The organism is Halorhodospira abdelmalekii (genome assembly GCF_016583625.1).
GTDB classification, from domain to species: domain Bacteria; phylum Pseudomonadota; class Gammaproteobacteria; order Nitrococcales; family Halorhodospiraceae; genus Halorhodospira; species Halorhodospira abdelmalekii.
The window spans coordinates 1-26584 of sequence record NZ_NRRN01000041.1; the positions used below are offsets into that span (position 1 = coordinate 1).

A 26584-nucleotide genomic window follows, 5' to 3' on the forward strand; every position below is an offset into this window, starting at 1 on the left:
GCGGCAGAGGCAGAGGGGGCGGGTGTCGAGGAGGAGTGAGACGCCATGGTGTGCTGATGACTCCTGGATCTGGACGGGTGGATGTCTGGATGGGCAATAGGTCGGCAACAGGTACGCAACCACACCCCACTATTTCAGCATGCCGACAAGGGGCCGTGGTAGGCAATGGTCCCTTGTCGTTATACTCACCCGATAGTCGCCGGTAGCGATCGAGACGATCGAGAGACCGGCGCGGATACGGCTACAGATGTAGCTGTCAATTCAGATACAGACGCAATCGTTTAAGGTGGTGGCGCATGAGTGATGCACAACAAGGGGGGCGAGGCGAAGGTGCGGGGGTGAGCCGCAGTGGTCTCGGAATGGTGTTGGCGCTGCTTGCCATCGGGGTCGTCGGCGGGCTGCTGCTCGCCGCCGGCGGTGCGACCATGGTCGAGCGGACCAACCAGACTGAGTACTGCGTCTCGTGCCACGTCTACGACGAGCTCTACAAGGACTACCAGGCGACCGGCCACTACCACAATCCGACCGGTTACAAAGTCGGTTGTGTCGACTGCCACTTGCCCTTCGATAATTGGTGGGACATGGTGTGGGAGAAGGCCGATCACGGCATCGGGGCCTTGTGGAGTTACTATGTGGGTGGGCTCAATACGCCCGAGGCGTTCGCTGAGGAACGGGAACGGCTCGCCGAGAGCGTTTACGATTGGTTCGAAGAGAGCAACAGCAAGACCTGCCGGCGTTGCCACGATCCTGCGTACTGGGATCTTGAGGGGCAGAGCGAGACGGCGCAGCGCGTTCACGCCCGCCTTGAACCGGGTGATGGCTGCATTCGCTGCCACCGTGACGATGCCGCTCACCCGCCCCGGGAGGAGGAGTAGCGGCGGGGCCATGGCCGCCATGGCTAAAAAAGAGGCACGCGTTGCAGCGGCTGCAGCGGGCGTTCTGTTAGCATACCGCCCAATCCATTCACGGTTCCATTCACAATAACGGCAACGGTTTAAGGAAGGGCCGCATTAGCATGATCCGCACGCGTTTTGCACCGAGCCCGACGGGCTATCTACATATCGGCGGGGCGCGTACCGCGCTCTACTCCTGGCTCTATACCCGGCGTCACGGCGGGCGCTTCGTCCTGCGCATTGAGGATACCGATCGGGAGCGCTCGACGCCTGAGGCCGTTAACGCCATCCTTGAGGGTATGGTGTGGCTCGGGCTCGACTACGACGAAGGCCCCTTCTACCAGACCGAGCGCTACGAGCGCTATCGCGAGCACTTGCAGCGTTTGCTTGAGGAGGGGCAGGCCTACCGCTGCTACTGCACCCGCGAGCGCCTTGACCGGGTGCGCGCCGAGCAGCAGGCGCGCAAAGAGAAGCCGCGCTACGACGGGCGCTGCCGCGATCTGAGTGCGCCGCCGAGCGATGAGGTCAGCGACGAGCCGGTGGTGCGCTTCCGCACCCCGCTTGAGGGCCACGTGGTGGTCGACGATGCCATCCGCGGCAAGGTACAGTTCCATAACTCGGAGCTCGACGATCTGATCATCGCCCGGGGCGATGGTACACCGACGTACAACTTCACCGTCGTCGTCGACGATCTCGAGATGGGCGTGACCGATGTCATCCGCGGTGACGATCATCTCAACAACACCCCGCGACAGATCCATCTCTACGCGGCGTTGGGCGTCGAGCCGCCGCGCTTTGCCCACGTGCCGATGATCCTCGGCGAGGATGGCAAGCGGCTCTCGAAGCGCCACGGTGCGGTCAGCGTGCTGCAGTACCGTGAGGAGGGCTACCTGCCCGAGGCGTTGCTGAACTATCTCGTTCGTCTAGGCTGGTCGCACGGCGATCAAGAGGTCTTTACGATCGATGAGTTGGTACAGCTCTTCGATATCGATGACGTCAACCACTCCGCCTCGACCTTTAACCCCTCTAAGCTGCTCTGGCTCAATCAGCAGCACATCATGCACGCCGAGCCGGCCCACATCGCCCGCCACCTCGCGCCCTTTCTCAGTGCGCGTGATGTCGACCCGACCGAAGGGCCGGCGCTTGAGGCGGTGGTGCGGGCGCAGCAGGAGCGCGCCAAGACGCTCGTCGAGATGGCCGAAGCGAGCCTCTTTTTCTATCGGCGGCCAGCGGCCTACGACGAGAAGGCGGCGAAGAAGAACCTCACCAGCGAGAGCGCTGGGATCTTAGAGCACTGCGCGCACCGCTTCTCTGGGCTGCCGAGCTGGACGGGCGAGGAGATTCACGCCGTGGTCACTGGGGCCGCCGAGACCTTCGATGTGAAGATGGGGAAGGTCGCGCAGCCGCTGCGGGTGGCTGTAACCGGATCGACCGTCTCACCGCCGATCGATGTCACTCTCGAATTGCTCGGGCGTGACGAGACGGTCGCGCGTGTCGAAGCGGCGGCGGCATGGGCGCAGAGGCCTGAGAGCCAGAGCCCCGCGGAGTAGTGCTTGCAATTTAGCGAGTTGAGCTGACAGCTTGCTAACAGCTTGGGGCGGGGGCGTGGTAGCAATTGGCCCGGGGCCCGTCTGGCGGTGAAGGAGAGTGCCGGCGAGGACGCCGGCGCTCCCGGGGGCGGGCGCTTTCGAAGCACACCGGCGCTCTCAGCCGGCGATCTTTGCCTTCCGCTATGTGGCGGGCTGGTGGATCAAGGAGTGATCAAGGCCTTTGGGGAGTTGACGATCGCGGCAATGGCCTCTAGAATACGCAGCCATTGAGACATCGGGGCCATAGCTCAGCTGGGAGAGCGCCTGCATGGCATGCAGGAGGTCGGCGGTTCGATCCCGCCTGGCTCCACCAGATCTTTTAGGAAGCCGGGGGCCGTTTTTAGGTTCCCGGCTTTTTTGCTTTTTGCTGCTAAGCCAAAATGGAAAAGAGCGGTGGCAGGGGTGATCGTCGAGCGGATTCGCTTTCCGAGCAGTCATCCGGCCTTGCCCGGACACTTCCCGCAGGAGCCCATTGTTCCGGGGTCGCTCTTGCTGGAGGAGGTCGTCGCGGTGGTGCGACGACACGGCGCGGCTGGGGGGGCGACGGTCGTCAGCGTCGGGCGCGTCCGGTTTTTCGTCTCCGTCGAGCCTGAACAAGTCGTTGAGATTCGCTGCACGCCGGAAGGGCAGGAGGGAGGCGATGCTCGCGCAGTGCGCTGGCATTTCGAGTGTTGTGTTGCCGGGGTGAAGGTCGCTGCGGGTGACTGTACTCTCTCTGTTGTGTCCCCGCCCGCTGCGGAAGAGGTGTGAGGGCATGAGCGCCCGGTGGCGTGAGCTAAAGGAGCGAGGCAGCCCGGCTGCGTTGCGCGTCATGGTCTGGGTGATGCGGCGCTTCGGTCGCAGACGCGCACGTCTTCTCCTTTATCCAATCACGCTCTATTTCTTCATTACGAGCCCAACGGCACGTGCTGAAGCGCGGCGGTTTTTACAGCGTGTCCACGGCCCGCAGGCCGTCTCACAGCGGTTAGTGTTTGAGAATTTCTTTGCCTTCGCCGCGGTTATATTTGATCGTGTCTATTTTCAAAGTGGCGACATCGATTGCTTCGATATTCGGATTCACGACGAAGATGGAGCGACCGAGCTGGCGTTGAGTCAGGGGGCGATCATCATCGGCGCCCACTTTGGCAGTTTTGATGCGGCTCGTTGCATGGCGGTTGGCCATAAAAATGTGCAGCTCAAGATTGTGATGCAGGCGGAGCAGAATCGAGGGATCCATCAGGTTCTGGAGTCGCTGAATCCCGATTTTGTCTCGCCGATTATCCCAATGGGTGGCTCAGATACGCTTCTTGAGGTCAAGGAGTGGTTGGAGCGAGGCGGGTGTGTCGGCATGCTCGGAGATCGAGTGGGGTCCCGTCGGCGCTCTTGTGAGTGCGAGTTTCTGGGCGCCCCTGCACGCTTTCCGTTGGGGCCTTGGCGCATCGCTTATCTTTTGCAGGTGCCGGTGATTCTCTTTTTTGGCGTCTATCGTGGCAAGGATCGGTATGACATCTATCTGGAGAAGGCTGGGGTGCCATCGTCTGCTCAGGACGAGGAGACGGAGCTATGCCGATGGGTGCAGTACTATGTTGAGAGGTTGGAGCGTTACGTCGTCGACGCACCGCTTAATTGGTTCAATTTTTATGATTTCTGGTCGGATGCGCAGACTCAAGAGCGCAGCACTCGGCGCGATCCTCCTCTTGCCACCGATAGCGAGCGCTGATGCGCTCGATCTCGATACGCTGCTTACCATGATTAGTGAAGGCCAGCCGGATCAAGTCGCCTTTACGGAGAAGCGGCGTCTCACCGTCTTGGCCGAGGTCATCGAGAGTGAAGGGATGATTCGCTTTCGCGAGCCGGCGACTGTGGAACGCGAGATTACGAGCCCCTTTCAGCAGCGCCTTATCTTTGCCGGTGAGTACGTCACAGTCGTCGAAGAGGGGGCGGTTCAGCATCAGCTGCATCGCGATGACGACCCGGGGCTTGCTGCGCTAAGCCGCTTCGTGAAGGCCTTGTACGGCAAGGAGGACTCTGAGGCCATCGAGGCCTTTTTCAACGTCAAGATCGACGGTGCTGTTGAAGAGTGGTCGTTATCGCTGCGGCCTAAAGAGCGCTCCGCCCGGCGCCGTTTCACACGGGTGGAGCTTTACGGCTCGCAAGGGTGGGTTGAGCGTTCAGCGCTGTACGAAGCCAACGGCGATGTTACCATGACTCACTTCGAGCGACCGTGAGTCGTCCGCCGTGGGTTGTTTGCCATTAGAGGGTGCAGGTGTCTAGGGAAGCGCTGTGAGCACCGAGTCGCTGCCGATTACTGCATACGCTTTGGTGAGTCCGCTGGGCGTCGGCCGTCGGGCGACGCTCGCGGCCCTGCGTGGGCACACCACGGGGCTGGTGCCGGCAGCTCGCTGGGCGGTCGAATTGCCGTGCTACATCGGGCGTGTCGAGGCGGTCGATGCGATCACGGTGCCGGCTGAGTTTGCGGCCTATGACTGTCGGAATCACCGGCTAGCGGAGTTGGCGTTGCTGAGCGATGACTTTGCCGCCGCCGTCGAACGGGCGGCTCGCCGCTACGGGCGCAGTCGGGTTGGTCTCTTTCTCGGGACGAGCACATCGGGCGTGGCCGTTACCGAGGAGGCTTATTGCCGACGGGGCGATGACGATCAGCTGCCACCCTTTCCGCTGCATACCACCCACAGCCTTGGGGCGTTGATTGAGTACGTCGGCAGACGGCTGCGGTTGACGGGGCCTGCCTACACTGTCTCGACCGCCTGCAGTTCGAGCGCTAAGGTCTTTGCGGTGGCGCGCCGCCAGATCGCCGCCGGGCTCTGCGATGCTGCGGTGGTCGGTGGTGTCGACTCCTTCTGCCGAACGACGCTCTACGGCTTTCATGCCCTGGAATTGGTCTCGGCCCAGCCGACTCGGCCCTGGGGAAAACATCGTGATGGTTTGAGCCTCGGCGAGGGGGCTGGATTGGCGCTCCTGGAGCGAGACCCTGCGGAGGAGGGAGCGGTCGCGTTGATCGGGGTTGGCGAGAGCAGCGATGCCTACCACATGTCGAGTCCCCATCCAGAGGGGGCGGGAGGGGCACAGGCCATCACCGCGGCACTGGCCGATGCCGACTGCGCCCCCGAGCAGATCGACTACGTCAATCTGCACGGCACGGGGACGCCGGCGAACGACCGCGCGGAAGACCGGGCGGTGACTCAGGTCTTCGGTACCCAGATTGATTGCAGTTCCACCAAAGGGGCCACGGGGCATACCCTGGGTGCCGCGGGAGCGATTGAGGCGCTCTTTTGCGCACTCTCTCTCGAGAGCGGCTGGGTCCCTGGGGGGGTCACTGAGACGGAACTCGATCCAGAGCTCCAGACCGCCTTCGTAACCCGCGGTTTTCCCAAGGCGCTCCGGCGGACGGTGTCGATCTCTTTAGGGTTTGGCGGGAGCAACTGTGCTCTGGTGTTGGCAAGGCGAGGGTAAGGCGTGACGACGGTGCTGCTGCTCGAACGCTTAGCACTCCGAGGCCCCGGTCTGGCAGGGTGGGCGCAGGCGCGCGCCGCACTTCGGGGCGAGACGGCGTCGGATCAAGAGGCGGCCGAGGGAGGTGCTGAGCCGGAGCTTCCGCCGGTGACGTTGTTGGCGGCGAATGAGCGGCGCCGTCTGACGGCGACGCTGCGTTTGGCGTTGGCGCTCGCTCAGGAGGCGAGCGACGATCTCGATCTGGCCGAGCGGGCGGCACTGCCAACGGTCTTTGCCTCGGCCATGGGCGATAGCGACATCACCGATCGCATCTGCCACGCTCTGGCTGAGCCGCAGCCGGCACTCTCACCGACGCTCTTTCACAATTCGGTGCATAATGCACCCGCTGGCTACTGGTCGGTGGCGTGTGCCAGTCGGGCGCCCTCAATCAGTGTGGCAGCTGGCGAGCAGACAGCGGGCGCGGGGGCTCTGGAGGCCATCGCGCAGCTTCGCTACCGTGCCGGCGGTTCTCTGCTCTATGTGCTCTACGATACCTCTCCGCCGCTGCGGTTGCAGCCGCACATGGGGATCGAGATGAGTTTCGGGATGGCGCTGCGAATCGGCTTGGCCGAATCGACGTGCGTCCGCCCGCCTGCCCATGTGGCACACTTGCACGCAGCCCCGACGAATCAGCCCGTCACCGTGCTGCCTTCGCCGTGGGAGCGATTGCGGACAGCTTCGCCGGCAGCACACTGGCTCGGCTTGGCGGTTGCCGTGGCGAGGCAGTGGCCCGTAGTGGTGGTCCCGTTGGATGCGCAGCGTAATTTGGAGATCCGCCTTGAGTGCGCTCCTTGATCGCTCAGAAATCGCCCGCTTGATCCCGCATCAGGGCGAGATGGTGTTGCTGGAGCGGGTGGTGGAGTGGGATCGGGAGGGCCTGTCGGCGACCGCCTCCAGCCATCTTGATCGGTGCAATCCTTTGTGCCGAGACGGGGCGTTGAGCGGTGTGCACGCCTTGGAATATGCCGCACAGGCGATGGCCGTGCACGGAGCGTTGCTGCTGCAAACGGCGATGCCGCGCCCGGAGCGGATGCAGGGCGGGGTGTTGGCTGCCGGGCGTGGACTCTCTTTTTACGTCGCGCGGCTCGATGAGCTGACCGGCGAGCTAGCGATCCGGGTCGAGTGTGAATTTGTCCAGGAGAAGAGCATGATCTATCGGTTTCGCGTTGCGGATCAGAACGATGCCACCGTTGCCGACGGCCAAGCCATTGTGGTCGGCCGATGACTCGCTCGCCGACCGAGCTGCCATCGCGGGAGCAGCTCAAGACGCTGATACTGGAAGCAACCGGGAAGCCGATGCCCACTGCCGGCATCCCGGATGATGCGCCGCTCTTCGGTGCGGACTCTGTCCTGGAGCTCGACTCGCTCGATGGGCTTCAGATCTCAATGGCCATACAACGGGAGCTTGGTCTGCGGATCACCGATCCGAAGGCGTTGCGGCGCATCTTGCAGAGTATCGAAACTCTTGAGCTCTACGTCCACGAGCAACTGTCGAGCACTGATGAGCGGCCGTAGAGCATCGGCAGCGCTGATCGGCAGCCACGCGATCAGTGCAGCGGGTGAAGGGGCGGCAGCGCATGCGGCTTTTTTGGGCACCCTGCCGCCACCGCCGCAATGGATTGAGTTGCCGACCTCCGCCGGCGAGGTGGAGCTGCGCCCGTATCGCTTAGTGGCCGAAGAGGGGCGCTGCCGCAACGGCGACGAGCGGGTGATGGCCGTTGTCGAGGAGACCCTGCGCCAGGGCGGATTGAGTCCGGAAGCGCGTAGTGCGTGCGCGCTGCTGGTCGGCAGCTCGGGTTCGACACTCCCTGATGCCGAGCAGCGCTGGGCAAGTGAGCGGCGGCGGAACGATTTTATCCCTCTCGATACGCCGCACGGCTTAGGTGAGCTGGTCGAGTTGATCGCGCGTGGCGCCGGGCTGCGAGGCCCGCGCTACTTTGTCGGTACCGCCTGCTCCTCGAGCGCCAATGCCTTGCTCTTGGGCAGCCAACTCGTTGCACAGGGGCGCGTGCCCGCAGCCCTTATCGTCGGCGTCGATTGGTACAACCAGCTGACGTTGCGTGGGTTCGATGCGCTCATGCTGCTCGATTCGCAGCTTGCCCGCCCCTTCGATCAGCGGCGGCAGGGGCTGCTGCTCGGCGAAGGGGCAGCGGCGCTGTTGCTGGTGCGTGCTGATCATCCGCGCTGGAGCGTTCGCGGCGGAGCCACTTTGGGTGATAGCACCAACCCAACCCAGTCGGGCGCTTGTAAGATCGCCCAGGTGATGCGTGCCGGTTTGCAGCGAAGCCAGACGAGTATCGAGGAGATCGGAGCGATTAAGGCACACGGTACGGCAACCCCGATGAACGATCGGGCCGAAGGCCAAGCAATTGCTGACCTCTTCGGCTCTCGGCCTCCACCGGTGACCAGCCTAAAGGCGAGCCTGGGGCATACGCTGGGCGCCTGCGGGGCGCTTGAGACGGCGGCCCTGTTGGCGTGTCTCGATCGCGGGCTGTGGCCGGCTACCCCGCACTGCGAGCAGCCCGATCCGGAGTGCCGAGTGCAGCCCACCCAGGTGCCGCAGTCGCTGAGCGATGGCTGTTTTTTGCTCAATTTCTTCGGCTTTGGGGGGAATAACTGTACCCTGGTGGTGGAGCGCAGCGATGCGGCTTGATCTACCGATTCGTGCGGCCGCCGGTGAGGAGTGGAGTGCAACGGCGGGGGAGGCTCACTTAGCCGAGCGAATGATCGCCTGTTGTGGGCAGGTTCCGCGTCGCACCAGTCGTTTGATGCAGATGGCGCAACTCGGCGCGCAGGCGTGCATCGAACAGGCCTACTCGCCGCCGCTGCCTAGCACGCTTGGGGTGCTTTTTAGCACCTCACACGGCAACGTCGCCGAAACAGTTCGTATGATGCACGGCGCTCTAGAGACACACCAAGCGCCGATGCCCTTCGACTTTATCAACGTCTCGAACAACCTCGCCCCCTTCCATGTGGCCCAGACATTGGGCATTGAAGCGGGGGCGAACTTGATGGTCTCGCGCGGTATCCACTCCTTTATCGCCGCCTTGGAGATCGCCCTGTTGGAGCCCGATCAGCCTTGGCTGATTGGGGTTGCGGAGGCGTGCGCTTGGCCCTTGGCCACCCACCGGCGACGGTTGCGACTTGCCGATGAGGTGGACGAACTGGCCGAGGCGACCTACTGGGTCTGGCTTGATCCGGCCTGTCGTGAGGCCCCCCTTGGCCGGCTCCAGGGGCTGTTTTACTGTGCAACGCTCGACGACCTGCAGAGCGAGATGGCGGTGCTGTCGGCGCCTGAGAGCCCCTTGTCCGAAAGCCCCTCGTCTGCGGGTCGCAGCGCTGGTGATCTCGGTGATCCGGCGGTAGCCTGGCTGGCGCTCGGCTCCGGTCTCGACCTCCAGCAGCGGACAGCACTGCTTCAAGGGGGCGTGGGAGGATCCGGTGGCGAGGCGCAACTCTGGTCACCGCCCGGCAGCGGCTTTCACCCCGCGATCGTCGCCCGGCAGCTTTGTTCCTTCCTGCTCGATGGTCGCCGGGGCGATCGGCTCTTGTTCTGCGATTACGACTCGACCCGTGCGGCGTGGTTGCTCGTTGCGCTTCAAAAGACCTGATCGATGGGCTCGTGGGGGTATGGGGGGGAGGGTATGGAATAGAGCTAGGGTCAGCGGCGGAGCCAATCGGCAAGTTGCACGAAGAGGCGCTGCTCGCGATCGACGCACTCGTCTAATCGATCGGCCACCTGCTCCAGGTCGATCTCAGGATTGCCCTTACAGAACCCCGCGCCAGCGAGGGCAAAGGAGCGCCACTGATCGCCGGCTGCGATGGCGCTCTGCGCCGCCTCAGTGAGTTGTGCATCGCCGATTAAAGCGGCAGCCTCTTGCAAAAAGGCAGCGTACATGAAGCGAAACCCCCCGCCACCGGTGCCAATCTCCTCCTGCATGCGCACGATCTGGCCGATAAATAGCTGCTGCGAGCGGTGGCTCGTTGCATCGGTTGAGGTGGCAACGGGGGGGGGTTCGGCCATCTTGCGAACCTTACGCGCAAGGCGCGTAATGGCGCGAATGCCGACGATCGGTAACGGTGTCCGTAGATTGATCCGCACGGTCTTGCGAATCGCCCGGCGCAGCGCTTGCTCCCAGTCGACTGCACGAGGGGTGCGCTCGACCCAGTACATCAGTCCGCGGGGCGCAAAGAGTCCACGGGCGAAGCGCGCCTGTTCGAGGCTGACCGGATCGCAGTGCTGTAGGTGCTCGAAGACCGGATCGCTAACGATAAAGTCGCCCCGCCGGTCCCGTCCGACGGCGACCAGATTGTGAGCGTTGAAGTGAAAACGCATCTCCGGCGGAAAGTAGGGCAGCCAGAAGACCGACGTCTGTAGCCCAACTGGCTGACCGGCAGCGAGTCTGGCAGTCAGTTGCTGTTGTGCCTGCTCGCGGTCGCGAAAACGCTGCCGCCGAATCACCAGGCCGAGATTGCGCTCAAGATTCTTCAGAACACTCCCAGGAACCCCGCGATAGGCGGTTAGCGGTTGCCCCTCGACGCGGATCCACGGGAAGTGGCAGAAGATCAGTGAAGAGGAGAGGCCGAAGGCCATCGCCTCACTCAGTGGTAAACCGTGGTAGGAGAGCAGGCTGGAGGCGACACCGCTTTCACAGTGTCCAGAGTGCGTATGGTGCCAGCCGCTGACCCGCAGCCCACACTCATCGCCCAAGCCCTCAAGGTGGTCTTGCTCAGCAGGCTCATGCATTCGCTGAAACTCTCTCGGCCTATTTTTAATTCTTTTTTACGCGATCCAGCATCGAACGATTTCCGACGGCGTGCGCGTAGTATAATCCGACAAAATACCAATGTACAAGGTAGGCCTCCCAGAGGATTAGAACCGCCTGGCGGGCGGAGAATCGCCACTTAATCTCAGCCGGATAGGGAGTGGCTGGGATGCCTAAGTTTCGTGCCATGAGCAGTGCGCGCGCCATGTGATAGCGACTGGTGACTAAAAGCGTGGCAGCTTCTCTCTTGCCATCATTTTTGTCGATCGCTAAACACCGCAGCGCGCTTTGAAAATTTTCTAGGGTGTGGCGCGACTGATCTTCCGCTAAAATCTGGTCGCAGCCTACATCGATCCCCTGGTGTTGGCTCAAGTATTCGAGGCCAGCCTGTGCTTCCGAGCGTTCACTGCCCGGAGAGCGTCCGCCTAAAACGAGCAGCCGCGCGTGAGGAAAGCGTTTAAAGAGCCGGGCTGCTCGGAGCAGCCGTACCTTAAACTCCCGGCTGGGGGCTCCGTGATCGAGCGCATGGCCGGGGACGAGGATCCAATCACATGTCGCGGGCGCACGCACTGGCATCCCGGCAGTACGCACTAGAAAAAGCAAGGTGACCACAAACGAGAGCCCGCCGCTAATCACTAAGACGGCGTTTGCGAGCAGGTTAGTCCACAGCGCCTCAGAGTCGGCGAAAAGGAGAAATCTTTTTAAAAACAAAATGGCCCCCTCTCTATACAAATAAGAGGCTGAAGAGAGGGGGGTGCGATCATTTAAAGGGCCAAAAGTTCCCTGGTTATGCCGTTCTCCAGATTTTGAATCCAGCCGTTGTAGTTGCTGTGGATCTCGCCGCCACTGTAGTCTAGGTTTTCGCTATCTCTATAGCGGATGCTGAAACTATCCAGATCGTATTCAACATCAACTTCGGCACGGTGATCTCTGACCAGTAAGGTGCCGACGACATGCCCCGGTTCGCGCGTGCGCATTTGCCACCCTAGATCGGTTCCGGCGCGGACAATGGCACGGGTCATATCGCTTAGCTCGACATCGTCCCTGCCAAACTCAGTCGATCGGTCGGCAACATTGTAGATCGGCGCGGTTCGCGTGCAGCCTACGGCGAGCAGCAATAAAACTATAAAAATAAAGGTATACTGTGCAGTCCGACGCAAGGTCATAGTCCCTCCGCAAGGAAAGCCGCGACTTAAGTCGCGGGAGGAATTGCGGCTGCGGTACTGCAGCCACCGAAATAGGTGTGGGTTCTCCGTCCACCGAGTCACGAGGCTCTGCCCAGTAAAGGGGCCTGTTACGGTACTATTCCTCCTCTTCACCTCAGAGAGGCCCTATGGCTTCTCCAGCTTGCTCAGCAGTGCCTCTTTCTGGCTGCGATACAGCCCTTGCAGGTAGAGCCGGCGCCGGATCAGACGCCGTGCCACCGCTTGAATAATGGCACAGGTATCGGTCCAGGGGCTATAGTAGCTCTGTCGCGCCTGCTGCGGGTAGCGCGCGGCAATTGGCACCGAGACGACCGGCACCTGCTGCCCCGCTAACTCCATTAGCACTTCGCTTTCAAATGCAAAGCGCTCGCTTCCCTCCGTAATGAGGCTGGATTCGAGCAGCGCGGCGAGCGGATAGACACGGAAGCCGGACTGCGTATCGGGGATGTAGCGACCCGCTGCCCAGGAGATCCAGAAGCAAGCCATGGCATTGGCAAAACGGCGCGCCGGCGGCATGCTGCTTCGATCGTAGCGCCGTTCACCGATAATCAACGCCCCGGGGGTAGCCTGCGCAGCGGCGACTAGACGGGGAATGTCTTCGGGCAAGTGCTGGCCGTCGGCATCTAAGGTTACGACCCATTCCGCTCCCCATTTGGCAGCCAGAGAAAACCCCCTGCACAGACTCGCCCCTTTGCCGCGGTTCTCGGAGTGGGCTAGGAGTGTCACCCCGTGGCAGCCCTGCACTGCTGCAGCGGTCCCATCTGCAGAGCCGTCGTCGACGACGATCACCGGGTAGAGGCGGGCGGCCTGCTGTGCAACGCCAGGCAGCGTGGCCGCTTCGTTATAGGCCGGTATCAGCACAGCCACGCTCAACACGCCAACCCTCCATCGACGCGGATGACCTGTCCGGTCAAGTAAGCGGCCTCGGGCGAGGCGAGAAAGGCCACCGTGGCGGCCACTTCATCGGGCAGGCCGCGGCGCTGCAGCGGCACAATGCCCCGGATCGTGGCCTCATCGAAGACCGCGTCGCTCATTTCGCCACTGATGATCCCAGGTGCGACTGCGTTGACGGTGATGTTGCGCGAGCCCATCTCGCGGGCCAACGCCTTGGTGGCCCCGTGTAGGCCCGCCTTGGCTGCCGCGTAGTTGGTCTGGCCGCGGGTGCCGAGCAAGGCGGAGATGGAGGTGACGTTGATGATCCGCCCCCAGCGTGCCCTAGCCATAGGGAGGAGTAGGGGTTGTGTGACGTTAAAAAAGCCGGTCAGGTTGATATCGATGATGCGTTGCCAAGTTGCGTGCGTCATCCCGGCCATCGGAGCGTCGTCGTGGGCGCCGGCGTTGTTGACGACAGCTGCGATCTCGCCGCCCCGTGCCTGAGCCTGCTCAAGTTGCACGCGCACCGCCTCTTCATCGGTGACATCAAAAGCGATGCTCGTAGCGCGGCCGCCGAGTTCGCGTACTCTCTCGGCTACTGCCTCTGCCCGCGCCAGTCGCGAGTGGGCGTGAACCAGTACCTCCCAGCCTTGGCGGGCCAAGTGGTGGCAGATGGCTGCCCCCAGATCGCCGCTGCCGCCGGTGACCAGTGCGCGCTTGCCGTGTGTCGGGCTCATCAAATCCCCTAGTGGTCTCTCAGTGACTCTAAGCGAATCGACTCCCAAAACATGCTGTGATCTTTGCCGTTTTGTTTCGGATTGCGATCACGGATGATTGCGTTGTTCGATCAGGGAGGCGAGCAGAGCGCAGGCAGTGCCAAAGCCGAACAGCTTGGCGACCTCGGGCAGTGCGGCCGTCCCGCCTTGGTGGCGCAGCATAACGTCGAGAAAGCCCTCCAGCCCCCACGCTAGTGGTGAGAGCAGGGTTAAATCCTGCATCGTCAGTGGCATCACGGCTTTGGGTACCAAGATCCCCCCCCACGCCGCCATGATGAGCACAAAGGCGCCCCCCATCAAGGTTGCTTGAATATGGGTGCGTGAGAGACTGGCGACTAGTAGGGCAAAGCCGATGGCGGCGATACTGGTTGCCGTGGCGATGAGCCATAAGGCATTGAGCGGCCCCCCCAGCGTGAGCGCTTCGCCGCCGAGTCCCGGAACCAGGTAGCGCCCCACAGCCAACATAAAGGCCAATTGTAGCATGTTAACGGCGTAGTAGACCGGAAGCCGGGAGAGTAAGAGCCAGGAGTTCGGGAAGCCGATCTGACGCAGGCGGCAGAGTGCGCCTTGGTTGCGCTCGACGATCAGGCTTGCAGCGAGGGGGGCGACGATAAAGAACATGCCGAAGACCAGCCAGGCCGGAGTGCTCTGTTGGACGGCATTCGGAGCTTGATCGCCGCTGGGGTGCTGGAGGGCTACGTGGAGTGGGTGATCGATGAGCAGCCGATCGGCGCGACTGCCCCCCCCCCAGCTCGGCATGAGACGCTCCAACGAGGCGGCGAGAATCGCTTGATTGAGTGCACCCTCCAGTCCGAGGGCGAAGAGTTCACGGATCTGTGCCGGCAGCTCTGCGGCGTAGTGAAGCTGCAGCGCAAGCGGCTGTGCAGTTGCGGTTTTGCCCGTAAGGGCGCGCTCAAACTCCGCCGGGATGATGAGTGCCAGGGAGAAGTTCTGCCGGTTGTCGCTGTTCAGTGCTGCGCTGTGCCCGCTGACCCAGGCGGCAGCTTGGGCGGCGGCGTCCGTCTGGGCCGCTGTGGCCTCATTGCCATTGTTATGACCACTGCCACTGCCGTTGTCGCTGCTGTTCGCCTGGCCTGGGCCATGTGGGTCATGTGGGCCATGGCCGCTCTGGTCCGGACCGCCGCTATGATCCGACTGCCGATCGTGCACCTCGACCGGGGTCAGATCGAAGAGGGTCAGCTCCTGCTGAAGGCGTTCCAGCAGCCGCTGGGAGGCGTCGCTCTCATCAAGATCGATCACGGCGACCTGCAGCGTCCGCTTGCCGCCGAACTCATGGGCCTCTTGGAGGGCCAGCGACATGAGGGTAAGAAAGAGGGCAGGCATCAAAAAGAGCAGCAGCAGGCCGTGCCAATCACGGCTTAAGAGCAGGACCTCTTTGTAGATCAGGTAGAGCGCACGGTACATAGTGATCACTTAGCGGTCACTCGATTCGGTGTCGGCGGTGAGGCAGAGGCGGTTGCCGCTGGTGGTGCTGAATCGCCTTGCCCGGTCAAGGAGAAGTAGAGCGCGCTGAGATCGTCTGTGGCGTAGCGCAGGCGGCCGATCTCGGGAAGGTCGCGCTCTCGCACCAGCGCCTCGCCGAGTCGCCGCAGTTGTTCTCCACTGAGCGGCCCGGACCACTCGATCTGTTGCGGCAGTTTGGGTTCGCCGCCGAGCTCGCAGGCCAATTGCGTTAAGCGGGCAGCGGGCAGTGGGGCGTGGAAGTGGAGTTCAAGGCGCCGGGGCAGGCGGCTGAGCAGCGCCTCATAGGGGCCGGCGGCCAGCACCCGGCCCTGCTCAAGGATCACCAGTTGATGGGCTAAGCGGGCAATCTCGTCCATATAGTGCGACGAGTAGAGCACCGTCGTGCCCTCGTCGATCATCTGCTCGACTGAGTTTAGCAGCCACTCGCGCGATTGCGGATCAACGCCCACCGTTGGTTCGTCGAGGCAGAGGATCTGCGGTCGGCCCAGTAGGCCGATGGCGAGGTTGAGCCGGCGCTGCAAGCCGCCGGAGAGTGTGCCGGCGCGCTGTTTAAGCCGCGTCTCCAGGTCGGCGATAGCGACAACGCGTGCGATCTCGCAGCGTCGCTCGTCGCCCCGCAGGCCGCGCGCCCCGGCGAAGAAGGCCAGATTCTCGGCGACGCTCAGCGTTGGATAGAAGGCGGCGGTTTGAGGTACAAAGCCGATAGTCGTCAAGAGGGGGAGCGGCGCACCGGCCGACTGCTGCCCGAAAGGCCGTCTGAATCCATCTCCGATACGCCCGATGCGCTGCTTAAAACTCTCTCCAAGGCCCCGCCAGAATCGCCGCGGCCCGCAGCGTGCCGTGAGGCACTGCCCATCGATGTAGATCGCCCCCGAGTCGATCGGAGTCAGCCCGAGCAGGGCCAGAATCAAGGTGGTCTTGCCAGCGCCGTTGGCGCCCAGCAGACCGCAGCAACTGCCGCGGGCAATCTCAAGAGAGACACCGTCCAAGGCAGGCTGTGCAGCGCCACGAAAGCGCTTGTTGATCTTTCTGAGCTCAATCATGCCATCATCATTTCATTATTACCGGCCAGTGGCGGAAGTAGGCAAGTGGGCGGGCGTATTGGCAGCGGCCGTCGGCTGCTGCAGCAGCCACGCCAATGCGAGCGCGAGCAGAGCGCCCGGGACGACGCTCTGACCGATCTGCGCCAGAACTGTAAGCTGCGAAGTGGCCAAGGCGCCGAAGACCACCAGCGAGGAGGCCAGACAGAGGGCGAGGGCGCCGATCGTGATCGCTCGCTCTGGAGCCAGCGCGGCGTGACGGCGATAGAAGACCGCATAGTCGATTCCCAGGCCGGCCACGAGCAGCAGCGAGACCAGGTGGAAGATCGACAGCGGGTGCCCGGTTGCCACTAAGAGGGCGGCGGTGAGCAGAACCGCGGTCACCGGAGCGGCAAGCACCCGCAGCGCGGCGCTGAGCGAGCGCAGCCCGAGCCAGAGCAGAGCGAACATGGCCAGCAGACCGAGGCCGAGGTGCTGAAGAGCCTGCTGACGAAAGTGCTGCAACGCTGCTGCGCTCTGCTCAAGCGGATCGTAGTAGCGTAAATAATCGGGCGTCTCCGCCGCGAGGTGCTGGCGCAGTGCGGCCGGGTCGGCGACCGTGGTGAAACGGATGATACCGAAGTGGCCGTGCTCGCTCGCCACCAGCATGCCGGAGAGACGATCGTGTAGCCACGCCACCGGTAGCTGCTCGGGTGTGATGGGCTCAAGCTTGGCGCTCGCGGCGACGGCCTCGATAAAGGGCTCGAAGGCTTCGGGCTGGAAGCCGGTCTGGGCCGCTGCTGCATCTAGGCGTGCATCGAGCTCATCGCGCTCCGGGAGTGCCGCGCGGCGCTCCTGTTGGAGTGCGATCGGAGCGAGCCAGCGCGCTGGATGATCGACGCCGCTGACATAGCCTGCCGCCTCGAGCTCACGGAAGAAATCGCTCAGGTGGTGGCTGCGTTGCAGTACCTCTTGCGCATCGGTGCCGTGAATCACGCCGAGATGGCGCAAATCACCGACTCCGATCTCTTCGCGCAGTTGTGCATCGAGGGCACGGCTTGCCTCGGGGATCGGGTTGAGGGTGCTGAGATCCTCCTCCCAGAGCGCACTCCTGTCGGTGCTCCAGGTATGGGTCAGGTAGGCCAGCGCGCCGAGCAAGGCAGCGGCGGCGAACAGCGGCCGTCCAACGCTCGTCGCGCCCTGCTGCGGCGACTCTGGGCGTGGCGCCCAGCGGGTGAGCACTCTTCTCCAGGCTCTTGTCCAGGCTGTGGACCAGGGGGCGGACAATGGTGCTGGATGCGCAGGCAGCAGCCACGGCAGCACGAAGCGCGTCGTCAGCATCGCCAGCATCAGACCGGCTACGGCAAAGGTGCCGAGTTGGGCTAAGCCGGCGAGATCGGCCAGGGCCATGGCGGCAAAGCCAAGGGCCGTCGTCGCGGCGCTGAGCCGCAACGCCGGCCACAGGTGGCGGGCGGTGGTCCAGGGATCGTGCAAACGGCGTTGGTGCAGCAGCAGATGCAGCGGGTAGTCGATACTGATACCGACTAAGATGATGCCGAAGGCGAGGGTGATGCCGTGGATCTCACCGAAGAGCAGCGTGACGGCAGCGCTGCCGCCGAGCAAACCGCTGCCGAGGGGCAGGCCGACGAGCAGCAGGGCACGCGGTGAGCGCAATACCAGCAGCAAGACGGCGACGATCAGCAGGGTGGCGACGAGGCTCAGCCGGGTGATCTCGCTGCGGGTCATCTCATGCGCGGTCGCCGCAAAGAGCGGCGAGCCGGTCATTGCCAAGGTCGTGGCTGCGCCATCAGACAGTTCGTGGTGGAGGCGGTGGATCGCCTCGATCATCGCCTGCTGCTGCGCCGGTTCGAGGGTGGCAGCGCGGGTCTCGATGAGCAGTAGGGCGCGGCTTCGGTCCTCCGCAAACCAGACCCCATAGGCGCGTGCAATCGGATGGGCCGCAAACCACGACTCGAGCAGCGCTGGCCAAGCGCCGATCGGATCGGCCAGCAGCCACTCGCGCGGCGTCGCCCCGCCGCCGGGCTGCAGCAGTTCCTGATAGCGCCGCTCAAGGGCCTCCTGGAGTGCCTTTGGGGCGAACGGGTCGCGCTCCATGAGTGGGCTGAGCAGATAGCGATAATCGAACAGCGCGGTCAGTTCAGCATCGGCCTCTTGGAATTGGCCGTTATGGACCTGCAGGATGGCCGGATGCTCGGTCAATCGGCTCGCTAAGGTCCGGCTCTGCTGAGCGAGCTGTTCGGGTTCCGCACCGCTGAGGGCGGCCAGGAGCACTCCTTGTTGAGTCTCGGCGCCCGTTGCCGCGAGCGGTGGGGCGGTGGGGTGTTCTGGGTGCTCCGCGGGGGGTGCGGTATCGGCTAACAAGAAGGCGTATAGATCACTGCTCAGGCGTGTTTCACCGAAGAGCAGCCAGGCTCCGGCGAGGAGCAGGAGGCCTAGTGTCAGAGCCGCGGCTACCCGCTCCCCGGCGCTGGTGGGCGACGGGTTTGGGGGCGACGGCGCTGCTTGTCGCCGCGACCCCTGTGCCTCCCTCTTTGCCTGGGTCTGGCCCAATGCCATCGGCTAGCGGCCTCTGCGCGCGATCATGGCTCAGGAGTTGGATCGGGAAGCTGGCGGCGCTGCAGCAGCGGTTGGAGGTGTTGCAGGCAGCGCCGTTAAGGAGTCTACACTGATGCCGAGGATGCGGGCGTAACGCTCCAGAGTACGCTGATTGAGTCGTGCAAAGGCGCGCGGAGAGCGACAGTGGCGCCGGACCTGCCAGCGCCACAACCCGCTCGCTTGCGCCAAGGTGCCGGGTTCCATGCGCTGTTGATACATATGGTAGGCCAGCGGTGAGGAGCGCCCCGCATGGGCCTGCTGCCAAGCCTCAGCGGCCAGGCGCTGATACTCCTCGATAGCCAACTCGGTGACCCAGCACTCGGCCTCGCAGCGGGGCATCGCTTGCACCTCGATGCGCCCTGCGTCGCTCAGGGTATAGATCGCCTTACGCTCGGCGGTGCGCGCGGTGGTTTCGGCGGTTCCAGTGGACTCAGTGGCCCCAGCCGACACTGCGGGGGTCGGCGGGGGGGCTGGGGCTGTCGACGACTTAGCGGGCTCGTCGGTGAACGATTGCGCCGCAGCGCCGTTTTCGTCTTGCGGATGCCGCTTTGCGGTCACGGGGTCGCCTCGGTCACCGCCGTAAGGTGGATGAAGGCGCTGGAGAAGCGCCCGCTCTCAGGGACAAAGCAGAGAAGTCGCTGACCGGGGCGCAGCCGATCGCTGTGAATGAGCTCCTCAAGCATTAAGTAGAGGGCCGCTGAACCGGTGTTGCCGCGGGTATGCAAGTTGGTAAACCAGCGCTGTTGCGGGACCAGCCACTCGCGCCGGGTCATCTCAGCCGAGACCTTATCGCGGAACCACTCGGATGAGTAGTGGGGCAGAAACCAGCCGATCGTCTCCGGGTCGATGCCGCGCCGGATCACGCTGCGGGCGAGCCCCTCCCCGAGGCAGTAGGGGACGACCTGATCGTTGAGCAGTTTCACGTCCTGTTTGACGGCCAGTAGTCCTGAGTCGACCAGCTCTTGCCAGTTGACGTGCTCGCGCCAGCCGCGCAGCGAACCGTCGGCGCGCTTCTCGGCCCCGGCGTACATGCACGGCTCAAGTTCGTGAGCAAATGAGAAGCTATCGATCCAGTCGAGACGCAGCGAGATCCCCGTCGGCCGCGGTTGTGATTGGAGCAGCAGGGCGCCGGCGCCATCGGAGAGCATCCAGCGCAAAAACTCAGCCTCAAACGCCAATTCGGGCTGCTTATCGAGTTCATCGGGGGTGTGTGACTCCTCCTTGAGCGCAGCGCGCAAAAAGTGCGCCCGCATGAAACTCGAGGCGTGCTCCGAGCCGGTGGCCACCGCGCTGTGGTACTCGCCGCTGCGCACCGCCAGCCAAGCGTATTTCAGCGCCGCTACGCCCGCCATGCAGATCCCGCTCGTGGCGACGACCTCCAAGCAGTGGCTGGCGAGTTCGCCGTGGACCATGGCGGCGTGATTCGGCATGAGCTGATCGGGGCTACTGGTTCCGCAGCAGAGCAGTTCGATCTGCTCCAGCGCCTCCGGGGTGTCGAAGAGCTCTCGGACGGCTGCGGCCGTCATGCCGGCGTTGGTGTGGGTGAGGGCGCCGCTCTGCGGATCGAGAGCGTAGTGGCGTTGTACGATGCCGTTGTTGCGCAGGATGATGCGCCGGGTGCGCGAAGGGCGTGCGCCGAGTTGTCCGAGCAGCGCCTCCATCTGCTCGTTGGCGACCGGAGCATTCGGCAAAAAGGCGCCCGCTCCAGTGATGTATGCGGCGGTGTGGCTGCTCATCAATCTCCCTCTTCAACTCGTTCCTTGCCTGAGCCAGAAGGCCGTTCGCACTCCGCGCGCAACGCCTCAAGACGCTCGCGCAGCAGTGGGCGAAGCAAGCGGCGCAGCAGTAGTGACAGGGGGACTACGGTCACGATCATCAGCAGCAAGAAGACTACGTAGATCAGTACTACGCTGCGGCGTCCTAGCGAACCTTGAGGGCCTGCTGCGCGCAGCAAGCGACTCCAGAGGCGGAAACTCCGCAGACCGATCCGCTCGCTCACGATCAGCCCCTCGTCGACTGTAACAGCTTCTAGGCCGTGGAGCACAGAGCGGTTGCCATCGAGTGTGCCGTCGTGCAGAGCCGCGCGCAGGGCGCATCCGAAACGAGGGCCGCGGCGCGCGATCTCGGCCTCGGCAATGCCCGCCGGGGGCAGACCGAGGAAGGCGTCGCGGCGCCCGGTGAGCAGCCAGCGCGGAGTGGTGATCAGGGTCGCTAAAGAGGCGCCTTGATCGACGAAGGCGACGTGGTCGCAGAGCTTCGCCCCCAGCTCACGCAGCCGCTCTTGCAGCGTTTGCTGGGCCTGTGTCCACATGTTGCGACAGCCGACCACGGTGACAACCGGGGTGTCACGCAGCAGGCGCTGCGCCTCGGCGGTGTGCAGAAAGGCGACCGTCGGGGGTGAGGGGGAAAGGAACCAGACGGTATAGCCGAGCACGACTAAGTCGTACCGCTCAGTCGGCTCCAGCGCCAAGGGGGCGAGAGGCGGCGGTTTGAGTTGTACCGTCTCGGGCAAGATTTCGAGGAAGCGAAAGAAGGGCCAAGGGAAGGGGTAGGGGGTTTGTGGGCGCAGCTGCAGGCGCTCGATCGTGATCGCCGGGTCGGCTTGCAGCGGGCCTTGAACGGCATCGAGGATGCGATCGAGCTGCCCGGTCTGGGAGTAGCCGACGACCAGCACCTTAAAGGTCTGAGCAGTCGGGGCAGTTGGAGCGGAGCGGTGGCTCATGGTAAACCTCACGACTCGTCCTGCATACGGCGGCGTTCGAGCAGTTCAATAAGGGCGGCACGGGGCAGTTTACCGCTCGGATCGCGCGGCAGCGTATCGACAAAGAGTAGAGGACGCGGCAAAAAGACCGGATCGACGTGCTCGCGCAGCCACCCTTTCACGGCTGCCGCGTCGGGCGGCGCAGCGACCACTAAGGCGGCGACCCGAGCGGGATCCCACGGGTTGTCTTCAGGGGGGAGGATCACCGCATCGCGGACCCCCGGTGCAGCCTGCAGCAGCGCCGAAAGGGCGGCGGCAGAGTGGCGTTTGCCGGCGATCTTTAGCATATCGCGGCTCCTGCCGTGGAGGAAAAACCCCGGCCCATTGGGGTCGAGTTCGAGCACATCGTGCAGTGTGCAGCTCGGGAAGTGGGGGCCGCTGGCGATCCAGTTACCGTTGGCGGCCTCGAGTTCAACCCCCTCCAGCGGCTGCCATATCGGCGTCTCGACCGTTCGCCGCGTAGCTAGAGCCCCGGTCTCGGTCGAGCCGTAAATTTCCAGCACACGAGCGCCAAAGCGCTCTTCCGCCTGCTGAGCCAGTTCGGCGGAGAGCGGTGCGGTGGCCGAGAGGATCAATTCCGTTTGCGGCCACTCGATCGCACTCTCGAGGCAGGCACGCAGGTGGGGCGGTGAGGTCACTAGGATACGTGGCGGCGAGAGGGCGGTGAGTAGGCTGCGTAGATCTTCGGGGAAGAGAGGGCATCCGGCACAAACGGTGTGCTCGGTGAGCAGCGGCAGTAGGATGGTGGTCTCAAGACCGTATGTGTGTTGTGCAGGCACAGTGCCGATGAGCTGATAGCGCCGCTCGCCGAGGGCGAGTCGTTGCGCGAGCAGGGCCGCACCGCTGCGTAACTGCTGCCACGTCCGTCTATGGGGCTGCGCCTCTCCGGTCGAACCGGAGGTGTGGAGGGTGACCGCGGTGAAGGTTGGCGACGGCCAGGCGTGCTCATTCAGCAAGGCGGTGAGCGGAGAGGGGGAGGTGGCGGCAGGGGTGCTGGGGTCGCTGTGCCGGTGGCTGGCAGAGATCTCGTCCCCCTGGGCCAGTTCTTTCAGCGCCTGATCATCGAGCTGCAGCGCGCCCGGGTGGTCGTGCTTAAGCGCCTCAATCACGTGCGGAGTCGGGCTCGGCGGTAAGAGGGTGGTGCGATGAGCCAGCAGGGCAGCGCAAAAGAGTAGCAAGAAGTGATCTCGCTCCCGGCAGAGATTGATTACGGGTGCAGTGGCGGGTGTGTGTACGTGCTGCGACAGTTCGGTGGCCAGCATCTGTGCCCGCCGCAGCAATTGCTCCCGCGTAGTCCTTCGCTCGGGAGGGTGGCTAATCAATAGGGGACTCATGGGCGCGTGATTGTCTATTGGCCGGCTGCGCGGGTGCCGCCGCCGTGCGGCCCTTATGGATCGGCTCGATTCGCCTCGATATGCGCGGCTAGAGCCCGTAGATTGGCAAAGATCTCTTGGTTCCGGGTGTCGTCGGCGCGCAGCTGGAAGCCGTACTTGCGTGAGATTGCAAGTGCGAGTTCGAGGGCGTCGATGGAGTCAAGACCGAGTCCGTCGCCGAACAGCGGTGCCTCTGGGGCGATCGACTCAGGGGTCGTCTCTTCAAGGTTTAGCGCATCGACAAGCAGCTCAGCCAGTTCGTGTTCAAGCTGAGTATGAGCCATAGCCGTCTCCATTTATCCCGCCGTTTGATCCCAACAGCCCTCTGCGTTGCCTAGGGAAGAGCCAGGCAAACAGAACGAAAACCACACGCTCCGCCGTGCGCAAGAGTATGCACTTGCTCCTGCCAATGCAAGCAGGTCGGCGCAGCAGTGTGGTGCATGTGCAAGATGATCGTCAATGACCGGCTCGGTTCAGCCTCTTCGTAGTGATAGACTTTATCGGTCCCCGATCGCCCCGAATTTTCGGGGCTCACGCTGATTTCTTGGAGGTGGCATGGTCGTCCTTTTTGGGTATGCGCGGAGACTGCCGAGAGCCACCGGTGTTCAGCTCTCCCGGAGGCCCGCTGGCGAGTGGTGCGGTGTGGATTGTGGCCACCCGGGAGGTGTACTGTGATCTTGCCGGGGGAGCGGTCCGGTTCGCTCTCTGCGCTGGAGGCGCGGTCGTGGGCACAGTTTTTTGCCTTCGGGCCATTTGCCTTCCAGGCGCTGCGCTCGGTCCGCGAACTCGGCATACTGTCGGCCCTGCTTAGGGCCGAGCAGGAGGGGTGGACAGCGACCAGTGCGGCCCTAGCTGAGGCCGTCGAAGTCAGCACCTACGCAATTGAGCTGTTGCTCGATGTCGTTTGCCATCTCGGCGTGGTCAGCAAGGGGGACGAGGGGTGGCAGCTGGGTAAGGTGGGCTACTTTGTTCTGCACGATGAGATGACGCAGGTGAATTTCGATTTCGTGCAGCACGTCTGTTACGACGCCTTGCCCGATCTGACCGCTTCGCTCAAGAGCGAGCGCCCGGTTGGACTGGAGAGGCTGGGTTTGGAGGGCCGCCTTTACGGGGGTCTGGGCGCCCTTGAGACCACGAAGCGGACAAGCTGGTTAGATTTTGACCATTTCTACTCCGGAGCGGCCTTCGATGAGCTGCTGCCTTGCGTCTTCGACCGCCCGGTGCGCTCCATGGCCGATATTGGCGGCAATACTGGGCGGTGGGCGGCGAAGTGCCTGAACTACGACCCATATGTTCACGTCACGCTGGTCGATCTGCCCGCACAGTTGGAGATGGCACGCGACTCTCTGTCCGGTGAGGGGGAGAGGGTGCTGAGCCGACTTAGCTTCCTCGAGATGGATGTGCTTGAGGGCGATTTTCAATCGCTGCGTGAGTGCGATCTCTTCTGGATGAGTCAGTTCCTCGATTGCTTCTCGCCGCAGCAGATTGTCGAGATCTTGAAGAAGGTGCGTGCCGTCGCCAGCGCAGAAGCGCGCCTCTTTATCGTTGAGCCCTTCCCCGATATGCAGCGCTTCCCGGTTTCAGCCTACTGTCTTGATGCCACCTCACTCTACTTTAACTGTCTAGCTAACGGAGTCAGCCGCTTCTACCGCTTAAGCGAAATGGTGCCGTTGATCGAAGCAGCTGGATTCGTGGTCGAGCACCAGTGGCCTCAGGTCGGCCACTGGCAAACGGCGTTGTGTTGCCGGGCAAGTGCGCCGAACAGCTTGCCCCCCAATAAGCGAGCCATGTACCCCACGGCGAAAGCCGGGGGGTTATAGCTGTACTCGGACAGTCCCTTGCCGTGAAGTTTTTCGCATAACGGGTCATTGTTGAGGTGCCAAAAAAATGACGCCAGCTGCATGATGAGATCCCTGATAATTAATTAGGATGCGCTCATATATATCAGGGATGGGGCTAGGCCCGCTGGCGTCATCGAACTCAATATCCTCTGCGCGGAGAAAATAGGCTGCTCCTGCCGAGACCTGGCTTAAATCAACAGCGCTGCCGTAGAGGTTGACAATCAAGTCGCCTCTTGCGCCAAAATCTTGGAAACCAGAGACTTCCCCCTCATTGCCCGTGAACCTCAGATTTCCATCTTGGTCTCTGAATCTAAGTGTAAGGTTGTCGGTGTCGATTTCTGGGTTTTGGAATTCCATGTGCCAGATTTTATGTAGTTGATCGTCGTCGTCGTCGTGATGCAAAATACGCTTTAATTGCAGAGACATGGAGAAGCTGATGTTGTTATCGACAATCCCTAGTTGGGCGGAAGCGCAGTTGGTGTGATCGCACTCATACAAACCATGTAGGGTGTGAACCTCGTTGTCAGGGGGTATCCCTTCGGGAAATGAAGAGTATGCGAGCCCCCCCCATGCTCCGAGTTCTATTGGCTCGCCGCCCCCTGCCGTAATAAGGTCAGTGAGGTTGAGAACGTAGTTGGCATAGGTCTCCGCTAGGTTGCCGTATATCCATAAGACAGGATCGGCAGCATTAAGTGGGTCACCTTCAAAGTTGGCTAAACTGCCGCCGGTTGGCTGGCCCCAGGCGCCCCAGTAGGCGTCATAATCGTCAAGGGGAGGACTCGAGTTCAGTGCCTTATCATCGCCGATACGAAAAATCTTGCTGCCAGTCGTAGTTCTGAATATGGGGTTTTCCGGGGTGTTAGATACGCTGCTTCCAAGAACAGGATATGAGTCTACTATAGGGGGCGTGTCACCGCCGATTGTGGGGTGGAAGACCGCCGCACGGTGGTCGAAATCCTCTCTGCTGAGGTAGAGAATCCCAGACGCTGTGTGAGCGCCCGAAATGTTAACTAACACCATGTCGTCCACGCTGGGTTCAATCTCTTCAGATTTGAGGTGGTAGATGGCTCCACCACTGACTTCTGCCGCGTCCGTGGCGTTGCCGTAGAGTGCTAAAATCATATGGCCAGCTACAGCGGCATAGTCACCTGCTGGGATATAAGAGGCGTCCCCTTCTCCACGGTACTCGAAAAAGAGTCGGCTGCCCCCGTTGCCGTTCTCTGCTGTCGCTAAGCTTAATGTCAACTTTTCGGTATCCAGACCAGTCTCTCCGTCAAAATAGACCAGCCAGGTTTTACGCAGCGATTCATCGGTCCCGATATCATCTACATCCTCTCTCATCTCTCGCTGCAAGGTCAATGACAGGTTGAGGTTGGTGTCACCATCTAGTGATGCGAGTTCTCCTAGTGCAAAAGCAAATTCGTAGTATCCATGTAGGTCTGCAGCAAAGGTATCTTCATTGATCTCAAAATCATCTCTAAAGAGCAGGGAGGAAGTTGCCAAACCGTCGATCGCGTGCAGGTAGAGTGGCCCTTCGCTAAGCAGCTCGTTTAGCTCGCCCTGATACGGCTCGCCGTGGATCCATAGAATAACCTCATATTCGGTTTCGGTATCGTTCTCTATGGAATGCAGAAATGCTCCCCAGGCAACGCCATCTGCGATAAAATCATCCCTAGCCAGAGCCTTTTCATCGGGATAGTCCTCCCAATTGATTGTCTCATCATCGCTGATGATAAAAACTGGTTCGACGCCGCCACTCTCATCGCTTAGATAAAGAGTTCGAATCTCGCTCTCTGAATCGACCTGTAGCAAAAGCCCAAATTGGGAATATGCGGGCTCGGGCTCGGGCTCGGGCTCGGGCTCGGGCTCGGGCTCAGGCTCGGGCTCAGGTTCGGGCT

Annotated in this window: 25 protein-coding genes, 1 tRNA gene and 1 pseudogene; 13 read left to right on the forward strand and 14 right to left on the reverse strand. The window is 62.5% G+C overall.

What is annotated here, in order from left to right; all coding sequences use genetic code 11:
* The first annotated feature begins 296 nt into the window (after positions 1-296).
* The 12 genes from CKO15_RS10155 to CKO15_RS10210 all read left to right on the forward strand — a co-directional run bounded on the left by CKO15_RS10155 (position 297) and on the right by CKO15_RS10210 (position 9582).
* Complete coding sequence (locus tag CKO15_RS10155; RefSeq protein ID WP_200195786.1) at positions 297-875, forward strand: NapC/NirT family cytochrome c; 579 nt, start codon at positions 297-299, stop codon at positions 873-875.
* A gap of 140 nt (positions 876-1015) precedes the next feature.
* The gene (gltX, locus tag CKO15_RS10160) at positions 1016-2443 is read left to right on the forward strand and encodes a glutamate--tRNA ligase (RefSeq protein ID WP_200195788.1); all 1428 of its coding nucleotides are present in this window, start codon (positions 1016-1018) and stop codon (positions 2441-2443) included.
* 276 nt (positions 2444-2719) lie between these two features.
* Positions 2720-2795 (forward strand) — tRNA-Ala (locus tag CKO15_RS10165).
* Between the two features lie 80 nt (positions 2796-2875).
* The gene (locus CKO15_RS10170) at positions 2876-3232 is read left to right on the forward strand and encodes an ApeI family dehydratase (RefSeq protein ID WP_200195790.1); all 357 of its coding nucleotides are present in this window, start codon (positions 2876-2878) and stop codon (positions 3230-3232) included.
* A gap of 73 nt (positions 3233-3305) precedes the next feature.
* A complete protein-coding gene (locus CKO15_RS10175) occupies positions 3306-4181 on the forward strand; it encodes an LpxL/LpxP family acyltransferase (RefSeq protein WP_200195792.1) in 876 nt (291 codons plus the stop codon).
* Complete coding sequence (locus CKO15_RS10180) at positions 4117-4689, forward strand: LolA-related protein (RefSeq protein ID WP_200195794.1); 573 nt, start codon at positions 4117-4119, stop codon at positions 4687-4689. The genes CKO15_RS10175 and CKO15_RS10180 overlap by 65 nt, the downstream gene beginning before the upstream one ends.
* Positions 4690-4744: 55 nt before the next feature.
* Complete coding sequence (locus CKO15_RS10185; protein WP_338036046.1) at positions 4745-5932, forward strand: beta-ketoacyl-ACP synthase; 1188 nt, start codon at positions 4745-4747, stop codon at positions 5930-5932.
* Positions 5933-5935: 3 nt separating this feature from the next.
* The gene (locus CKO15_RS10190) at positions 5936-6766 is read left to right on the forward strand and encodes a beta-ketoacyl synthase chain length factor (protein WP_200195796.1); all 831 of its coding nucleotides are present in this window, start codon (positions 5936-5938) and stop codon (positions 6764-6766) included.
* Complete coding sequence (locus tag CKO15_RS10195) at positions 6750-7196, forward strand: hotdog family protein (protein WP_200195798.1); 447 nt, start codon at positions 6750-6752, stop codon at positions 7194-7196. Before CKO15_RS10190 ends, CKO15_RS10195 begins: the two co-directional genes overlap by 17 nt.
* On the forward strand, positions 7193-7486 hold the full coding sequence (locus tag CKO15_RS10200; RefSeq protein WP_200195800.1) for an acyl carrier protein: 294 nt from the start codon (positions 7193-7195) through the stop codon (positions 7484-7486). Before CKO15_RS10195 ends, CKO15_RS10200 begins: the two co-directional genes overlap by 4 nt.
* A complete protein-coding gene (locus CKO15_RS10205) occupies positions 7473-8624 on the forward strand; it encodes a beta-ketoacyl synthase N-terminal-like domain-containing protein (RefSeq protein WP_200195802.1) in 1152 nt (383 codons plus the stop codon). The genes CKO15_RS10200 and CKO15_RS10205 overlap by 14 nt, the downstream gene beginning before the upstream one ends.
* On the forward strand, positions 8614-9582 hold the full coding sequence (locus CKO15_RS10210) for a hypothetical protein (RefSeq protein WP_200195804.1): 969 nt from the start codon (positions 8614-8616) through the stop codon (positions 9580-9582). The genes CKO15_RS10205 and CKO15_RS10210 overlap by 11 nt, the downstream gene beginning before the upstream one ends.
* 50 nt (positions 9583-9632) lie before the next feature.
* On the opposite strand, the gene darH is transcribed toward CKO15_RS10210, so the two are convergent.
* The 13 genes from darH to CKO15_RS10275 all read right to left on the reverse strand — a co-directional run bounded on the left by darH (position 9633) and on the right by CKO15_RS10275 (position 23129).
* Entirely contained in the window at positions 9633-10718 is a 1086-nt protein-coding gene (darH, locus tag CKO15_RS10215; RefSeq protein ID WP_200195807.1) for a BtrH-related acyltransferase DarH, read from the reverse strand.
* A gap of 25 nt (positions 10719-10743) precedes the next feature.
* On the reverse strand, positions 10744-11448 hold the full coding sequence (locus tag CKO15_RS10220; protein WP_200195809.1) for a YdcF family protein: 705 nt from the start codon (positions 11446-11448) through the stop codon (positions 10744-10746).
* 53 nt (positions 11449-11501) lie between these two features.
* Positions 11502-11903, reverse strand: a complete 402-nt coding sequence (locus CKO15_RS10225; protein ID WP_200195811.1) for a hypothetical protein — start codon at positions 11901-11903, stop codon at positions 11502-11504.
* Between the two features lie 165 nt (positions 11904-12068).
* A complete protein-coding gene (locus tag CKO15_RS10230) occupies positions 12069-12818 on the reverse strand; it encodes a glycosyltransferase (protein WP_200195813.1) in 750 nt (249 codons plus the stop codon).
* Positions 12812-13552, reverse strand: a complete 741-nt coding sequence (gene fabG, locus CKO15_RS10235; RefSeq protein ID WP_200195815.1) for a 3-oxoacyl-ACP reductase FabG — start codon at positions 13550-13552, stop codon at positions 12812-12814. The genes CKO15_RS10230 and fabG overlap by 7 nt, the downstream gene beginning before the upstream one ends.
* Before the next feature lie 87 nt (positions 13553-13639).
* Positions 13640-15016 (reverse strand): ABC transporter permease, encoded by a 1377-nt coding sequence (locus CKO15_RS10240; protein ID WP_242464720.1) that lies wholly within the window; start codon positions 15014-15016, stop codon positions 13640-13642.
* 5 nt (positions 15017-15021) lie between these two features.
* Positions 15022-16119 carry an ABC transporter ATP-binding protein gene (locus CKO15_RS10245; RefSeq protein ID WP_200195819.1) on the reverse strand — a complete coding sequence of 366 codons (1098 nt, stop codon included), beginning with the start codon at positions 16117-16119 and terminating at the stop codon, positions 15022-15024.
* Positions 16120-16137: 18 nt separating this feature from the next.
* Positions 16138-18672: an MMPL family transporter gene (locus CKO15_RS10250; RefSeq protein WP_200195821.1), complete on the reverse strand. Its 2535-nt coding sequence runs from the start codon at positions 18670-18672 to the stop codon at positions 16138-16140.
* Between the two features lie 30 nt (positions 18673-18702).
* Complete coding sequence (locus CKO15_RS10255) at positions 18703-19269, reverse strand: DarG family dialkylresorcinol biosynthesis protein (protein WP_200195824.1); 567 nt, start codon at positions 19267-19269, stop codon at positions 18703-18705.
* Positions 19266-20447, reverse strand: coding sequence for a beta-ketoacyl-ACP synthase III (locus CKO15_RS10260; protein ID WP_200195826.1), 1182 nt, complete (start codon positions 20445-20447; stop codon positions 19266-19268). Before CKO15_RS10260 ends, CKO15_RS10255 begins: the two co-directional genes overlap by 4 nt.
* A complete protein-coding gene (locus CKO15_RS10265) occupies positions 20447-21433 on the reverse strand; it encodes a dialkylrecorsinol condensing enzyme (protein ID WP_200195828.1) in 987 nt (328 codons plus the stop codon). The genes CKO15_RS10260 and CKO15_RS10265 overlap by 1 nt, the downstream gene beginning before the upstream one ends.
* An 8-nt stretch (positions 21434-21441) precedes the next feature.
* Positions 21442-22806, reverse strand: coding sequence for an AMP-binding protein (locus CKO15_RS10270; protein WP_200195830.1), 1365 nt, complete (start codon positions 22804-22806; stop codon positions 21442-21444).
* 53 nt (positions 22807-22859) lie between these two features.
* A complete protein-coding gene (locus tag CKO15_RS10275) occupies positions 22860-23129 on the reverse strand; it encodes a phosphopantetheine-binding protein (RefSeq protein ID WP_200195832.1) in 270 nt (89 codons plus the stop codon).
* Positions 23130-23516: 387 nt separating this feature from the next.
* Here CKO15_RS10275 and CKO15_RS10280 point away from each other — a divergent pair, with 387 nt between their 5' ends.
* Entirely contained in the window at positions 23517-24665 is a 1149-nt protein-coding gene (locus CKO15_RS10280; protein WP_200195835.1) for a methyltransferase, read from the forward strand.
* A gap of 45 nt (positions 24666-24710) precedes the next feature.
* On the opposite strand, the pseudogene CKO15_RS10285 reads toward CKO15_RS10280, so the two are convergent.
* Positions 24711-26584: pseudogene (locus CKO15_RS10285) on the reverse strand (hypothetical protein); the annotation flags it as partial.